Raw genomic sequence first — 15,354 nt, 5'->3', positions numbered from 1 at the left:
GCCTGTGATACCGAGATGGCCGGCGCCCCGCACGCGCCGTACCCCGCATCGCAGAAGGGCGGCGGCCGTCACCGTCGTCGCCCTGGCCGCAGCCCTGGTCCAGCCACTGGCCGCCCGGGCCGCCACCCCGCCCGCACCCCCCTCGGACGCGAAGCTCGCCGCCCAGCCCGCCCGGCACGACGACACGCGCGAACAGTTCTACTTCGTCATGCCGGACCGCTTCGCCGACGGCGACCCGTCCAACGACCGCGGCGGACTCACCGGTTCCCGCCTCAGCACCGGCTACGACCCCACCGACAAGGGCTTCTACCAGGGCGGCGACCTCAAGGGCCTGACCGGCAAGCTCGACTACATCAAGGGCCTGGGCACCACCGCCATCTGGCTGGCGCCCCTCTTCAAGAACCGCCCCGTGCAGGGCACCGGCGCCAACGCCTCCGCCGGCTACCACGGCTACTGGATCACCGACTTCACCCAGGTCGACCCGCACTTCGGCACCAACCAGGACCTCAAGAACCTCATCTCCAAGGCTCACGCCAAGGGCATGAAGGTCTTCTTCGACGTCATCACCAACCACACGGCCGACCTCGTGGACTACCGGGAGAAGTCCTACGGCTACCTGTCCAAGGGCGCCTTCCCCTACCTGACCGCGGACGGCAGGCCCTTCGACGACGCCGACCGCGCGGCCGGCGGCAAGGGGTTCCCGGCCGTCGACGCCGCCTCCTTCCCGCGCACCCCCGAGGTCACGGCGGGGGGCAAGGTCCCGGCCTGGCTCAACGACCCGACGATGTACCACAACCGCGGGGACTCCACGTACGCCGGTGAGTCGGCCACCTACGGCGACTTCGCCGGCCTGGACGACCTGTGGACCGAGCGCCCCGAGGTCGTCCACGGCATGGAGCGGATCTACGAGAGGTGGGTCAGGGACTTCGCCGTCGACGGGTTCCGGATCGACACCGTCAAGCACGTGGACCTGCCGTTCTGGACCCAGTGGGCGACCGCGCTCGACCGGTACGCCGCCGCGCACGGCCGGAAGAACTTCTTCATGTTCGGCGAGGTGTACTCCGCCGACACCTCCGTCACCGCCCCGTACGTCACCCAGGGCCGCCTCGACGCCACCCTCGACTTCCCCTTCCAGGACGCCGCCCGCGCCTACGCCTCCCAGGGCGGCAGCGCCCAGCGGCTCGCCGGCGTCTTCGGTGACGACTACGCGTACACGACCGACAAGGCCAACGCCTACGAACAGGTCACCTTCCTCGGCAACCACGACATGGGCCGCTTCGGCTACTTCCTGAAGCAGGACGACCCCAGGGCGACCGACGCCGAGATCCTGAAGAAGGACGAACTCGCCAACGAGCTGATGTTCCTCAGCCGCGGCAACCCGGTCGTCTACTACGGCGACGAGCAGGGCTTCACCGGCTCCGGCGGTGACAAGGACGCCCGCCAGACGATGTTCGCCTCCAAGGTCGCCGACTACCTGGACGACGACGAGATCGGCACCGACCGCACCCACGCGAGCGCCTCCTACGACACCCGCGCCCCGCTCTACCGGCAGATCGCCGGCCTCGCCAGGCTCCGCAAGGCCAACCCGGCCCTGACCGACGGCGTGCAGACCGAGCGGTACGCGGCCGACGGCGCCGGGATCTACGCCTTCACCCGGACGGACCCCGGGACCGGCCAGGAGTACGTCGTCGCCCTCAACAACGCCGGCACGGCGAAGACGGCCACCTTCCCGACCGGTTCGGCCGGCATGACCTACCGGGGCATCCACGGAGCCGGCGGTTCCGTGCGATCCGACGCCGACCGCAGGCTCACCGTCACCGTCCCGGCCGGCTCCGCCGTGGTCTACAAGGCGTCCGGCACCCTCGCCGAGCCCACCACCGCACCCGTGATCACCCTGAAGGCCCCGGCCGCCGGAGCCACCGGCACCGTGAGGATCAGCGCCGGCACCGGTGGCGGCCCGCTCGACCGGGTCGTCTTCGCCGCACAGACCGGCAACGGCCCGTGGCGGATCCTCGGCTCCGCCGACCACGCCCCCTACCAGGTCACCCAGACCCTCGGCACCGACGTGCCCGCGGGAACCGCCCTGCGCTACAAGGCCGTCGTCGTCGACGCGGCCGGGCACACCGCGAGCGCCACCGCGAACAGCAGCACGGGCACCCCGCCCGCACCCGAGGTGCCCACGGCCACCTCCCGGGACTACGCGGTCGTCCACTACAAGCGCACCGACGACGACTACGCCGACTGGGGCCTGTACGCCTGGGGCGACCTCGCCGACGGCGAGGCCACGACCTGGCCGGCCGGCCACCCCTTCACCGGGCGGGACGCCTACGGCGCCTTCGCCTACGTCCGGCTCGAGCCGGGCGCCTCGAACATCGGTTTCCTGGTCGTCGACAAGAACGGCGACAAGGACGTCTCCGCCGACCGGTCGATCGACGTCACCAGGACGGGCGAGGTGTGGATCGAGCAGGGCAAGGCCGACGTCCGCACCGAGCGGCCCGCCTACCCGGCCCAGGACACGGCCAAGGCCGTCCTCCACTACCACCGGGCCGACGGGAACTACGACGGCTGGGGCCTGCACGTCTGGACGGGCGCCGCGCACCCGACCGACTGGTCGAAACCCCTGGAGCCGGTAAGGACCGACTCCTACGGCGCGGTCTTCGAGGTGCCCCTCACCGAGGGCGCGGGCAGCCTCAGCTACCTCATCCACAAGGGCGACGAGAAGGACCTCCCGACCGACCGGTCCCTGGACCTCACCGCCGACGGGCACGAGGCGTGGCTGCTGAGCGGCCAGGAGCAGAACCTGCTGCCACAGCCCGCGGGCAGCGCCGCCGCCCTCGACCTGACCACCTCCAAGGCGGTCTGGATCGACCGGGACACCGTGGCCTGGGACGGCACCGACGGCGCCGCCTCCACCCAGCTGCTGTACTCCCGCGACGGCTCGATCACCGTCAAGGACGGGACGCTGACCAGCGACGACGAGCGGTGGCTGCGGCTGACGAAGACCACGCTCACCGACGCGCAGAAGGCGAGGTTCCCGCACCTGAAGGACCGCGCGGCCTGGTCCGTGGACCCGCGCGACCGGGACCGGGTGCGCGCGGCGCTCACCGGGCAGCTCGTCGCCTCGCAGCGGGCCGCCAACGGTGCCGTGCTGGCCGCCACCGGCGTGCAGACCGCCGGCGTGCTGGACGACCTCTACCCGGGCGCCACCAAGGCCCGGCTGGGCCCGGTCTTCCACGACGGCAGGCCGACGCTCTCCGTCTGGGCGCCGACGGCCCGGTCCGTCCGCCTCGACCTGGACGGCCGCGCGGTCGCGATGCACCGGGACCCCGCCACCGGCGTCTGGTCCGTCACCGGCCCCGCGTCCTGGAAGGGCAAGCCCTACCGGTACGTCGTCGAGGTGTGGGCGCCCAGCGTCCGCAGGCTGGTCACCAACAAGGTCACCGACCCGTACTCCGTCGCCCTCACGGCCGACTCGGAGCGCAGCCTCGTCGTCGACCTGAACGACAGATCCCTCGCACCGGCCGGCTGGCCGGCGCTGCGCAAGCCCAGAGCCGTACCGCTGAAGGACGCGCAGATCCAGGAACTGCACATCCGGGACTTCTCCGTCGCCGACAGGACCGTCCCGGCGCGGGACCGGGGCACCTACCTGGCCTTCACCGACAAGAACAGCGACGGCTCCCGGCACCTGAAGGCGCTGGCGAAGTCCGGCACGTCCTACGTCCACCTCCTGCCCGCCTTCGACATCGCCACGATCCCCGAGAAGAAGGCCGGCCAGGAGACCCCGGACTGTGATCCGGCCGCCTACCCGGCCGACTCCGACCAGCAGCAGGCGTGCGTGGCGAAGACCGCCGCGAAGGACGCCTACAACTGGGGCTACGACCCGTACCACTACACGGTCCCCGAGGGCTCCTACGCCACCGACCCCGACGGCACCGCCCGCACGGTGCAGTTCCGTCGGATGGTCGAGGCGCTGAACCAGGACGGCCTCCGGGTCGTCATGGACGTCGTCTACAACCACACCGCGGCCGCCGGCCAGGCCGACACCGCCGTCCTGGACCGGATCGTGCCCGGCTACTACCAGCGGCTCCTGGCCGACGGCTCGGTCGCCGACAGCACCTGCTGCGCCAATACGGCGCCAGAGAACGCCATGATGGGCAAGCTGGTCGTGGACTCGATCGTCACCTGGGCCAAGCAGTACAAGGTCGACGGGTTCCGCTTCGACCTCATGGGCCACCACCCCAAGGCCAACATCCTCGCGGTCAGGAAAGCCCTCGACGCGCTGACGCCGCAGAAGGACGGCGTCGACGGAAAGAAGATCATCCTCTACGGCGAGGGCTGGAACTTCGGCGAGGTCGCCGACGACGCCCGCTTCGTGCAGGCCACCCAGAAGAACATGGCCGGCACCGGCATCGCCACCTTCTCCGACCGCGCCCGCGACGCCGTCCGCGGCGGCAGCCCCTTCGACGCCGACCCCGGCGTGCAGGGCTTCGCCTCCGGCCTCTACACCGACCCCAACTCCTCCACCGCCAACGGCTCCACGGCTCAGCAGAAGGCCCGGCTGCTGCACTACCAGGACCTCATCAAGATCGGCCTGACCGGCGACCTGAAGTCCTTCACCTTCACCGACACCGACGGCAAGAAGGTCACGGGAGCCGGTGTCGACTACAACGGCTCGCCCGCCGGCTACGCGGACGCGCCCGGTGACGCCCTGGCCTACGCCGACGCCCACGACAACGAGTCCCTCTTCGACACACTGGCCTACAAGCTGCCCGCCTCGACGAGCGCCGCCGACCGGGCCCGGATGCAGGTCCTCGCCATGGCCACGGCCACCCTCTCCCAGGGCCCGTCCCTGTCCCAGGCGGGCACCGACCTGCTGCGCTCCAAGTCCCTGGACCGCAACTCGCACGACAGCGGGGACTGGTTCAACGCCATCCACTGGAACTGCGCCGACGGCAACGGCTTCGGCCGCGGACTGCCCATGGCCGCCGACAACCGGTCCAAGTGGACGTACGCCGCACCGCTGCTCACCACGGTGAAGGTCGACTGCCCGCAGATCACCGGGGCCTCCGCCGCCTACCAGGACCTGCTGCGGATCCGGACGAGCGAGAAGACCTTCTCCCTGGGCACCACCGCCCAGGTGCAGGAGCACCTCTCCTTCCCGCTGTCCGGCAAGGACGAGACGCCCGGCGTGATCACCATGCGCCTCGGCGGCCTGGTCGTCGTCCTCAACGCCACGCCCCAGCGGCAGGAGCAGCGGATCAGCGCCCTCACCGGCCGGCACTACCGGCTGCACCCGGTGCAGGCCGCCGGCGCCGACCCGGTCGTGAAGACCGCCTCCTACGCCACCGGTTCGGGTACCTTCACCGTGCCGGCGCGGACCGTGGCGGTGTTCACCCGGACCGGGGACTAGGCCGAGGCCGTTGCCGTAGAACAGGAGTGCGCATGCCGCAGATCACCGTCGACTACTCCGACACCGTGGAAGACGCCTTCGACCGCGAGGGGTTCGCGCGGGCGCTGCACGAGGCGACCGTGAAGATCGCGGCGGCGAAGCCGGAGGCCTGCAAGACGCAGTTCCGGCCGAGCGCGCACACCGTGTTCGGGTACGAGGACCCCGGGGCGCGCGGGCACGCCGTCGTGCACGTGACGATCGGGCTCCTCGCCGGCCGCAGCGACGAGACGAGGACGAGGCTCACCGAGGCGGTATTGGAACTGCTCCGGGAGCACGTGGCGGAGGCGGCGGTCACCCTGCACGCCTCCGCCGAGGTCCGTGACCTCGACGCCTCGTACCGGAAGTTCGACCGGTAGCCGCCGCTCAGGTCGCCAGGGACAGCAGCCGGCCGGCCAGCTCCGCGAAGGGGCCGTCGGCCGGCTCGGCCCGCATCATCGTGCGCACCAGCGCCGCCATGTCCGGGTCGTGAGCGGCGCTGACGGCGGTCAGCGCGGCGAAGTCGTGCACGAGCTGCCGCTCCAGTTCGGCGCGCGGGATGCGGCGGCCGTCCAGCCAGAGCAGGGCCGTGGACTCGGCCAGCGAGATCCAGGAGCGTACGACCAGTTCCAGCCGCGCGGGCGCCTCGGCCACACCCAGATGCGACAGGATCTGGTCGTACGCGGCCTGCCGCACCGAGTCGATGAGCGCGTGGGTCGCCGACGCGTGCTCCCGGGAGCCGACGCCGTCCGCGGGCACGGCCGGGCCGCCGCGCATCAGCGCCGAGAAACCGGGTCCGTGCTCGTCCACGAAGTCGAAGTAGCGGCGCATCACGCGCAGCAGCCGGGCGCCGAGCGGACCCTCGTGCGGCTCGGCGAAGCGGCTCGCGAGATCGTCCGCGGCCCGCTTCAACGCGGCCTCGTAGAGGCTGAGTTTGCCGGGGAAGTAGTGATAGACGAGCGGACGCGAGATGCCCGCCGCCGTCGCTATCTCGTCGATGGAGACCTCGTCGGGCGAGCGCCGGCTGAAGAGGTCGAGGGCGACACCGATCAGCTGCTGCCGCCGCTCCTCGACGCCCATCCTGCGGCGAACCCCGGTACTCATGCGAACACCTTACCGATCGGATTCGGCCGCCGGTGTTCACATGTCGAGCACCAGTCGGTCGCCCCGGGCCCGTGAGACGCAGATCAGCAGGGAGTCGGTCCGTTCCACGTCCGTCAGCAGCTCGTCCCGGTGATCGGCCTCGCCCTCCAGTACCCGCTGCCGGCAGGTCCCGCAGAACCCCTGCTCGCAGGAGTAGGCGGTGTCCGGCAGTACGCGCCGCACGGCGGCCAGGACGGAGGAGCCGGCCGGCACGGTCAGGGTCCGTCCGCTGCGGCGCAGTTCGAGCTGGAACTCCGTGTCGCCGGCGGCCCCCGCGCCGGGCGTGAACCGCTCCGTGTGCAGGGTCGCCCCGGCGGGCAGCCGCTCGCGTACCGCCGCCGTCAGACCCTCCGGGCCGCAGCAGTACACCGCCGTCCCCTGGTGCACGTCGGCGAACAGCGCGTCCAGGTCCGGCCGTCCGTCCTCGTCCCCGGCGACGACCGTCAGCCGCCTGCCGCCGTCCCCCGCCCCGGCGAGCCCGCGCAGCCGGTCAAGGTACGGCATCGACGCCCGCGTCCGCCCGCCGTACAGCAGCCGCCACTCGGTGCCGTCCGGCAGGGCCCGCAGCATCGGCAGGACCGGGGTGATGCCGATACCGCCGGCGACGAAGACGTACGACGGCGCGTCCACCAGCGGGAAACGGTTGCGGGGGCCGCGCACCTCCAGCTCCGTGCCCACGGTGAGCCGTTGGTGCACCTCGCGGGAACCGCCCCGGCCGTCCGTCACCAGCCGTGTGGCGACCGTGTAGGACGAGGTGTCCGCCGGGTCCCCGCACAGCGAGTACGACCGGACCAGCCCCGACGGCAGGACGAGGTCCACATGGGCGCCGGGCTCCCAGCGCGGCAGACCGGCACCCTCCAGCCGCAGTTGTACGACCCCGTCGGCGACCGCCTCCCGAGCGGTGAGCAGCAGCCGCAGCGCACGGGGGCGCGGCCGGCCGGAGACCGGCGGGTCCAGGGCGGGCAGCGGCCACAGCGGGGAGGCCTTGATCCGGCGGCGCAGGGCCCGCCGGGTGAGCAGGGCGGCGCCCGCGACGAGCGCGACGGCCCGCGGCCCGGGCGTCACACCTGCCTCCTGGCGGCGGCCAGCGCGGCGGGGGAGGCGGCCAGATAGGCGACGGCCTGGGCGGTGGAGCACTCGTGCGAGGGGTGGTAGGCGCGGCTGAGATAGCGGGGTACGGACCGCAGCATGTCGCCGGTGGCCGGCAGGACGCCCTGCCGGCCGCGCAGCCGGAACTCCCGGAACGAGGCCTTGCCGTCGACGAGGGCCGGGTCGTTCTCTAGGAAGAAGCGCACGCCGCGCTGCCACAGGAACACCAGCGCCGAGAACGCCAGCGCCCAGGTGCGCACCCGGCGCCGGTAACCGCCGTCGACGTGCAGGAACAGGTCGAAGGCGACCGAGCGATGCTCGACCTCCTCGGCACCGTGCCAGCGCAGCAGGTCCAGCATGGTCGGATCGGCGCCGCGCCGGTCCAGCTCGGCCGCGTTGAGCACCCAGTCGCCGAGGAAGGCGGTGTAGTGCTCGATGGCGGCGATCAGCGCGAGGCGCTCCAGCAGCCACCAGCGGCGCGGCCTGCCCGGCGGCAGTGAGCGGTCGCCGAGCAGCTTCTCGAAGAACCAGTCGACCTGGGCGGTGTACGGCGTCGGGTCCAGCCCCTGCGCCCGCAGATGCGGCAGGACCTCGTCGTGGGCCCGGGAGTGCATGGCCTCCTGCCCGATGAACCCGACGACGTCCTCGCGGAGCCGGTCGTCCCGGATCAGCGGCAGCGCCTGCTTGTACGCGTGCACGAACCACCGTTCACCGGCGGGCAGCAGCAGGTGCAGCACATTGATGGTGTGCGCGGTGAACGGGTCGCCGGGCACCCAGTGCAGGGGTGTGTCCGCCCAGGAGAAGGACACGTCACGGGCCTTGAGGGCGACCCGCTCGGACTCCACCGGCCGGGCCTGCTCATGAGACATGGCGTCAATGTACTGGCGGGTACGGCGCGTGAGAACCCCTGTGCGGCACCTTGTTGACATTGGTGTCAACGAGGGTCGGTCACCGCAGCCCGGTGATCCGCCGCCCGTCCGCCAGCGTGCCGGCCAGGTCGGCCCGGACGCCCTGCGTGGCCCTGGCGATCAGCAGCGGGCCCCGCGCCGACGCGGTCACGCCGCCCGTCGCCGAGACCGAGGACATCCCCGGGCTGCCCGCGGCCAGCAGGTACCAGTGCCCGCCCGCCGACTTCCACAGCACCCCGGCCAGCACGTGGGGATCCCGCGGCCCGCAGGCCGGCACGTCCGTGCCCCGGGCGACGACCGCCCCGGTCGCTCCGCCCGGCGTACGGAACTGGGCCAGCGCGGCCGTGCCGTCACCGCGCCAGGTCTCGGCCCGCGTGCACACCCACGCTCCCGCCCCGCTGCCGTCGGGCAGCGGCTGCTCGGCGTAGGCCCAGGCGTTGACGCTCCGGACGCCCGCCGAACGCTCGGCCGCCAGTGAGCAGGCGAACGGCGCCCACGTGCGCAGCCGTTCGCCGGTCAGCTCCCCGGCCGAACCGGGCCGGCCGGCCGTGAGATGGGCCGGGACCAGCTCGCCGAGGTCACCGGACACCTGGGTGCCGGAGGGGCCGGTCAGCTGGAGCACGGTCCACGAGGTGCAGGCACCGGGCCGCAGGACGGGGCTGGCCAGTGGCGCGGTCACCCCGTCGGTCACGGTCAGCGGGACGGCGGTCGCGTCCGGCTTCGTCAGGTCACGCCGGGCCGCCTTCCGCACCCACGGCGCAATCAGATAGCGGGCGTTGCCGTCGGCGCGGCTCAGCACCAGCGCGCCGGCCCCGGCACGCGTCGCGCCGTCGACCCGGGCGAAGTCGAGGGCCGCTCCCTGGGTGCCGTCCCTCGGCTCGGCGTACCGGGCGATGCGCAGCCCGTCGTACAGCAGCACCACTCGGGCGTTGTCCACCTCGCCCGCGTACAGCAGTTGGGGCGGGCCGGCCGGGCCGCCGGTCGCGGTGCCCGGAGGCGCCGCGACGCGGACCGTCTCCCCGGGGCGGGCCCAGACCGCGAGGGCGCGGCGCAGCAGGGCCCGGTCCCCGGTGAGCGGCCCGCGCGCGGGCCACGCCGAGAAGTCGTTACGGGCCGAGGTCCGCCAGGCGGTGGGGGAGACCCGGGTGAGCCTGCCGGGGTCCAGGGCGGCCTCGGCGGCCGGGTTCTCGGCGTAGACGGGCGCGGCGGCGCCGTCCGGGCCCCAGCCGCCGCCCGGCAGGGCCACCAGCACGCCGCACACCGCGAGCGCGGCGGCGGCGGCGAGCGCGGCCCTGGCGTGCTGGTGACGGCGCCTGAGGTCGGTGGGGCGGGCCTGGAGCGCGCACGGGTCGAACTCGGGGGACGAGAGCAGACCCGGGAGCGCGGGCACGCTGGCCGCCGAGGCCAGCGCGCCGCTCGGGTCGTCCACACCGGCGGCCTCGAGGAGCTCGCGGACGTCCGGGTCGGACAGCTTCTCCAGGCCGCGCAGCACGTACGCGGCGCGGGCCGGGGCGGACAGGGCGGACAGCCGCTGGTCCAGCGCGAGGGCGTCCGCGCCGCCCGAGCGCGGGAACAGCCGCAGGCCCCACACCAGGGGCAGCGGCGGCGGCAGCTGGGACAGCCGGGGCAGGCCCGTGCGCGGGCGGGCCGCCTCCAGGGTCGCCCGCAGGACCCGGCCGCGCAGATAGGCGTACCCGGAGTCGCCCTCCCGGCCCGGCGGCTGGGCCGGGATCACGGCCGGCCGCTTGCGGCCGCGGGGCAGGGCGCGCTGGGCGAGGGCGTGTGCGGTCAGCACGCGGCGGCTGCGGCCGGGGCCCGGCGGCAGCACGAGGTAGGCGAGCCGTACCAGCCGGGCGTAGTGCTCGACGAGCGCGGCCTCGGCCTGCTCGACACCGACGGGGGCGGCGGAGGCGGGTGCGTGACGCTGGGCTACATCCTGTGACTGCACGTACGGGAGAACGAGCGGGCCGTGGGTTGGTCACCGTGGGACGAGTGGTTCACGCCTCCGGTCCGACGAGGGCGCGCGCGTAGGCGGCCATCGACCGCTGGTAGCGTGGCAGATGCGGGGCCAGGGCGCCGAGCACGAGGGCCAGCCCCTCGCGGTCACGGCCGAGGGAGGACAGACACAGGGCGAGAACGGCGCGCACCGCGTCGTCCAACTCGTCCGACGGAGCGTCCAGTTCGGGAGTGAGGAGCCGGACCCCCTCCGCCGCCTGCCCTATGTTGCGCAGCGAACTCGACAGCTGGATCCGGGCGCGGCGGCGCTTGCCCCCGGTCAGTCCACGATCCAGCGCCAGCCGGTACAGCGGCACCGCCCGGTCCGAGTGACCGGTGGAGTCCCAGGCGCACGCCGACTCGAACGGGCCGAGCGGACTGCCGGCCGGCAGCTCGGCCACGAGGCCCTCGATCACCGCGCGGAACTCGTCCGCCCGCTCCTGCGGATACCCGTCGAAGGACGCCCAGGCGGCGGCCACGCGGTCTTCCCAGTCCTGGTTCACCGGGGCACCCTCGCACACGTGTGCGCGCCGTGGCGAGTGATTTGAGCGGACCGCCCTCGGGAGCCGTATCCGAGGGCGCTGGGGCATGCTCGGCTCACCAGAACCGGAGGAACAGATGAGGTTGACGAGGCTGCTGCTCGGCGCCGCGGCCGTGACGGCACTGGCGGGCTGCGCCCCGGGCGCCCGCACCGAGGCGGTGCCGCCCACCGCGACCGGCAGCCTGGAGCGCCTGGCCGCCGAGGTCCGCTGCAAGCCGGACATGCAGACCGACGCCGACGAGATCCGCCAGGCCATCTGCCGCAACGGCGACGGGCGGTTCGTCCTCGCCACCTTCGCCACCGACCGCGGCCAGCGCGAGTGGATCAACGAGGCGAAGGACTACGGCGGCCACTACCTGGTCGGCCGCAAGTGGGTGGCGGTCGGCGACGACGGGACGGTCAAGGCGCTGCGCGGCACGCTCGGCGGCGACCTGGAGGCCGGCACCGACCACCACGCGCACAGCGGCTGACGCGGCCGCGGCGCGGACACGGCGAAGGCCGGTGACGGGAGGGGGACTCGTCACCGGCCTTCTGTCATGCGGCCCTCGCGGGGATCAGGCGCAGTTCTGGCCCCGGTTGATGCAGTTGGCGATCTTGTTGGCCAGTCCGTTCTTCGTGATGCTGATGAAGTCGTCGTGGTCCGTGGCCGCCTTGTGCAGCTGCTCCGGGAAGCCGTCCACCGCGTAGGCGTTCTTCACCTGGCCGTTCTGCACGGTCGGCGGGGTGATGTTGTACAGCAGGCGCATCGTCAGCTGCGGGATCGCCTTGAAGCCGTTCGGGCAGACCCCGCTCGCCGGGTCGGGGAAGGCCACGTGCGTGCGGTGGTTGGCGCTGTCGGTGTTCTGCCCGTCCCAGCAGCTCTGGAAGGCGAACGTGCGCACCACCTTGCTGCCCTGCGGGCAGATCGGGTACTGCTGCGTCAGCTGGACCTTGTTCTCGAAGCCGGTGCAGCTCCAGTGCGCGTTGGCGTTCGCCAGGCCGTTGGTGGTGGTCTTGGCGTCACCGGTGATGATGCGCAGGAACTGCGGCATCGCGACCACCTTGGCCGCCGGGCTGCCCACGTACTTGATCTGGGCCTGCACCGGGGTCAGGATCTTGCCGACGTTGCCTTCCTTGCCGCCGCCGTCCTTGTTCTGGTCGAAGTCCTGCGAGCCGTCCTGCACGCGCACGACCGGCCAGTAGTACGACGACAGGTCGCTCCTGTTCTGGCAGCTGGTGCCGCCCTGGAGGAACGTGTTGTTGCTGGCGAACGCGTCGATCTTCTGGTTGCCGACGTAGTCGTGCAGGTGGTGCGCGCCGTTGGTCACGCCGGGCGCCACGATCACGTTGTCGGTGTTGTGGTTCTTGTTGGCGTTGACACCGCAGCGCGTGGTGAACGTACCGGTCGAGGCGTTGCCGCTGCTGCGCGGCTTGCCCTGGACGTTCGGCGCCACCTTGGTGATGTCGACGAAGTCGGCCGCCGCCGGGCCGTTGCCGGCCTGTCCACCGACATTGCCCTGCTGACCGTTCTGGCCCTGCTGCTGCCCGTTCTGGCCCTGCTGCTGACCACCGTTCTGCTGCTGGCCACCGGTATTGTTCTGCTGACCACCGTTCTGCTGCTGGCCGCCGGTGTTGTTCTGCTGACCGCCGTTCTGCTGCTGGCCGCCGGTGTTGTTCTGCTGGCCGCCGGCGTTGGTCTGGTTGGCGGCCTGCGTCGTACAGGCGGCGAGCTGCCGGAGCGCGTCGTCGAAGGAACCGCCGACCCGCTGGATGTCGATCCGGATCCGGTCGATCGTCGCCGCCCGCTTCTCCTTGAGCGGGCCGACGATCGCGTTCTGTACGAAACTCGCGTCCCTCGTCTGGGCGTTGCGGGTGGAGGCGAGCCGGGTGTAGGCCTCGGTGATCTGCTTGTCGAGGTTGGCCAGCTCTGTCGCCACGCCCTGACGGGCCGTGTTCGGCACGTTCGTCAGCTTCTGGCCGACGTCCGGGCAGGAGATGGTCGCGACCTGCGCCGCCGCGGCCTTCGTCTGGTTGCCTCCCCACGTCTGGTGGTCCGGCTCGTGCGCCGAGGCGTAGAAATTCGCCCAGATCAGCCCGCCCCCGCCGAGCGCTAGGGCCGCCGATGCGGCTATGGCCTTGGTAGCCAGCGGCGTACGGCGTTTGCGTGTGTTGCGTCCCATGGAACTCCTCTGACTTCCTTGCGGGGCAGCATCGAGGCGCCCGACAGGAGTGAAGCGGCGTCCTTTCATACGCACGCCGTCGCAGAGGTGTTCAGCCGTCCCGCGAATTCTTCCCGGGACCACCACGTCACACACATCCCAACAGCCGCCCGAGCAGCGGATGTTCGACGTCGATCAGCGGTCGCGGTCGAGGTGGGCGAGCACGGCCAGAACGCGCCGGTTGTCATCGTCCGACACCTCCAGGCCCAGTTTGCCGAAGATGTTGGAGGTGTGTTTGGCAATGGCCCGTTCCGTCACCACCAGCTGTGCCGCGATGCCCGCGTTGGACCGGCCCTGCGCCATCAGCTCCAGGACCTCCCGCTCACGCGGGGTGAGACGGGCCAGCGCGCGGTCGCCGGCCGACCGCCGTGACAGCAGCTGCTGGATCACCTGCGGGTCCATCGCCGTACCGCCCGCAGCCACCCGTCGTACCGCGTCCACGAACTGGTCCGTGTCGAACACCCGGTCCTTCAGCAGATAGCCGATGCCGCCGTCGCCGTCGGCGAGCAGCTCGCGCGCGTACAGCTGCTCGACGTGCTGGGAGAGGACCAGCACCGGCAGCCCGGGCCGCTCCCGCCGGGCCGCGAGCGCGCACTGGAGACCCTCGTCGGTGAGCGTCGGCGGCAGGCGTACGTCGACCACCGCCACGTCCGGCGCCGACTCGGCCAGCGCACGGGCGAGTTCGGGACCGGTCCCGACGGCGGCGGCGATCTCGAAGCCGTAGGCCTCCAGCATCCGTACCAGTCCGTCGCGCAGCAGGAACAGGTCTTCGGCTAGGACAACACGCACGGGATCTCCATGGTCACCATGGTGGGACCGCCGGCGGGACTGCTGACGGCCAGGACTCCGTCGAATGTACCGAGCCGCCGCTCGATCCCGGCGAGCCCCGAGCCGGGCCCGACCGCCGCGCCGCCCTGCCCGTTGTCCGTGACCGTGATCCGCAGCCGGCCGTCGTCGTGGTGCACGTCGATCCAGATCCGGTCGGCCCCGGAGTGCTTGACGGCGTTGGTGAGCACCTCGCTGACCGCGAAGTAGGCGGCCGACTCGACCGGCGCCTCCGCCCGGCCCGGCAGCTCCACGGACACCTCCGTGGCCGACGGCAGCCGGAGCGCCAACGCCCGCACCGCGTCGCCGAGTCCGCGTTCGGCGAGGACCGGCGGGTGGATGCCGCGCACCAGGTCGCGCAGTTCCTCCAGAGCCTCCGCGGAGTTCCGCCGGGTCTGGGCGATCAGCCGTTTCGCCTGCGCCGGGTCCCGTTCGACCAGCATCTCGATGGTGCCCAGGTCCATGCCCATCGCGACCAGCCGGGCCTGGGCGCCGTCGTGCAGGTCCCGCTCGATGCGGCGCAGCTCGACGGCCGAGGTGTCGACCGCGTGCCGCCGGGTCTCGGTCAGCACCCGCACCCGCTCCACGAGTTCGCCCTGGTCGCCGCCGAGGACGGCCCGGGTGAGCCGGAAGTGCGCGGTGAGCAGCCGCGGGGCGAAGCGGTGGGCGAACACCAGCAGCGCGGCGGCGAGCGCGGCGGCGAGGACGGCGGTGGCCTCACCGGTGACCGGCACGAATGCGTACCAGTAGGTGTCGGCCGGACCGGACACGTACGCGCGCCACAGCCCGGCCGGCAGCAGCAGCCCCTGGAGCGGGAAGAACACCACCAGGGCCGGGAGCAGGGCGGTGACGAAACCGGCCGTCATGTCGGCCGGCAGCCAGCGCACGTCCCGCCAGGTCTGCGGGTCACGGAGCATGGTGACGGTGCGCGTCCAGGGGCCGGCGCCCGCCGGGACGGGCCGGTACGTCACCGGGATCCGCACCCCGCACCACTCCTCGGCCAGCCGGCGCCGGGTGTTCGCGTAGTTCCGCAGGCCGCCGAGGATCCAGGGGGCCAGCAGGAATCCGACGCCGACCAGGAGGAGTTCCAGCGAGACGAGGGTCAGGACGAGGCACAGCAGCGTCACCGGCATCATCACCAGGGCAAGGACGAGCCCCCGTACCGCGGCCAGCACCGCCTCCCGGGCGCGGCTGCGGAAGTCGTCCTCGTGCGTGTCCGTGTCCATGGCG

Annotated in this window: 11 protein-coding genes; 3 read left to right on the top strand and 8 right to left on the bottom strand. The window is 72.6% G+C overall.

The features are described 5' to 3' along the window. Positions 1–4: 4 nt before the first annotated feature. On the top strand, positions 5–5,410 hold the full coding sequence (gene pulA, locus AB0F03_RS01425; protein WP_361985131.1) for a pullulanase-type alpha-1,6-glucosidase: 5,406 nt from the start codon (positions 5–7) through the stop codon (positions 5,408–5,410). 32 nt (positions 5,411–5,442) lie between these two features. Beyond that, the gene (locus AB0F03_RS01420) at positions 5,443–5,805 is read left to right on the top strand and encodes an isomerase (RefSeq protein WP_361985128.1); all 363 of its coding nucleotides are present in this window, start codon (positions 5,443–5,445) and stop codon (positions 5,803–5,805) included. A 7-nt stretch (positions 5,806–5,812) separates the two neighbouring features. Here the strand turns inward: AB0F03_RS01420 and AB0F03_RS01415 are convergent, their stop codons facing one another. From AB0F03_RS01415 to AB0F03_RS01395, 5 genes are all read right to left on the bottom strand, one after another. Beyond that, a complete protein-coding gene (locus AB0F03_RS01415) occupies positions 5,813–6,529 on the bottom strand; it encodes a TetR/AcrR family transcriptional regulator (protein WP_361985125.1) in 717 nt (238 codons plus the stop codon). 36 nt (positions 6,530–6,565) lie between these two features. After that, entirely contained in the window at positions 6,566–7,633 is a 1,068-nt protein-coding gene (locus AB0F03_RS01410; RefSeq protein ID WP_361985122.1) for a PDR/VanB family oxidoreductase, read from the bottom strand. Beyond that, a complete protein-coding gene (locus AB0F03_RS01405; protein ID WP_361985119.1) occupies positions 7,630–8,526 on the bottom strand; it encodes a metal-dependent hydrolase in 897 nt (298 codons plus the stop codon). Before AB0F03_RS01405 ends, AB0F03_RS01410 begins: the two co-directional genes overlap by 4 nt. A 79-nt stretch (positions 8,527–8,605) precedes the next feature. Then, positions 8,606–10,513, bottom strand: a complete 1,908-nt coding sequence (locus tag AB0F03_RS01400; protein WP_361985116.1) for a hypothetical protein — start codon at positions 10,511–10,513, stop codon at positions 8,606–8,608. A gap of 49 nt (positions 10,514–10,562) precedes the next feature. Then, positions 10,563–11,063 (bottom strand): tetratricopeptide repeat protein, encoded by a 501-nt coding sequence (locus tag AB0F03_RS01395; RefSeq protein ID WP_361985113.1) that lies wholly within the window; start codon positions 11,061–11,063, stop codon positions 10,563–10,565. 115 nt (positions 11,064–11,178) lie between these two features. Here AB0F03_RS01395 and AB0F03_RS01390 point away from each other — a divergent pair, with 115 nt between their 5' ends. After that, positions 11,179–11,571 carry a hypothetical protein gene (locus AB0F03_RS01390; RefSeq protein WP_356825254.1) on the top strand — a complete coding sequence of 131 codons (393 nt, stop codon included), beginning with the start codon at positions 11,179–11,181 and terminating at the stop codon, positions 11,569–11,571. A gap of 84 nt (positions 11,572–11,655) precedes the next feature. Here AB0F03_RS01390 and AB0F03_RS01385 read toward each other — a convergent pair whose 3' ends face one another. The 3 genes from AB0F03_RS01385 to AB0F03_RS01375 form a co-directional block, all read right to left on the bottom strand. Next, on the bottom strand, positions 11,656–13,260 hold the full coding sequence (locus tag AB0F03_RS01385; RefSeq protein WP_361985110.1) for a DUF1996 domain-containing protein: 1,605 nt from the start codon (positions 13,258–13,260) through the stop codon (positions 11,656–11,658). A gap of 174 nt (positions 13,261–13,434) precedes the next feature. Next, positions 13,435–14,088: a response regulator transcription factor gene (locus tag AB0F03_RS01380; protein WP_361985107.1), complete on the bottom strand. Its 654-nt coding sequence runs from the start codon at positions 14,086–14,088 to the stop codon at positions 13,435–13,437. Then, a complete protein-coding gene (locus AB0F03_RS01375; RefSeq protein WP_361985104.1) occupies positions 14,073–15,350 on the bottom strand; it encodes a sensor histidine kinase in 1,278 nt (425 codons plus the stop codon). The genes AB0F03_RS01380 and AB0F03_RS01375 overlap by 16 nt, the downstream gene beginning before the upstream one ends. Positions 15,351–15,354 lie beyond the last annotated feature (4 nt).

The sequence above is a fragment of the Streptomyces sp. NPDC028722 genome, assembly GCF_040637655.1.
Classification (GTDB): Bacteria; Actinomycetota; Actinomycetes; order Streptomycetales; family Streptomycetaceae; genus Streptomyces.
Note: the sequence above shows the minus strand (reverse complement) of the source record. Positions and strands in the feature narration are given on the sequence as shown.

What these genes read in the sequence shown, in the direction of transcription:
- AB0F03_RS01420 (WP_361985128.1), top strand. Translation starts at nt 5,443, where the DNA reads ATGCCGCAGATCACCGTCGACTACTCCGACACCGTGGAAGACGCCTTC.
- AB0F03_RS01415 (WP_361985125.1), bottom strand. Translation starts at nt 6,529, where the DNA reads ATGAGTACCGGGGTTCGCCGCAGGATGGGCGTCGAGGAGCGGCGGCAG.
- AB0F03_RS01405 (WP_361985119.1), bottom strand. Translation starts at nt 8,526, where the DNA reads ATGTCTCATGAGCAGGCCCGGCCGGTGGAGTCCGAGCGGGTCGCCCTC.
- AB0F03_RS01390 (WP_356825254.1), top strand. Translation starts at nt 11,179, where the DNA reads ATGAGGTTGACGAGGCTGCTGCTCGGCGCCGCGGCCGTGACGGCACTG.
- AB0F03_RS01385 (WP_361985110.1), bottom strand. Translation starts at nt 13,260, where the DNA reads ATGGGACGCAACACACGCAAACGCCGTACGCCGCTGGCTACCAAGGCC.
- AB0F03_RS01375 (WP_361985104.1), bottom strand. Translation starts at nt 15,350, where the DNA reads ATGGACACGGACACGCACGAGGACGACTTCCGCAGCCGCGCCCGGGAG.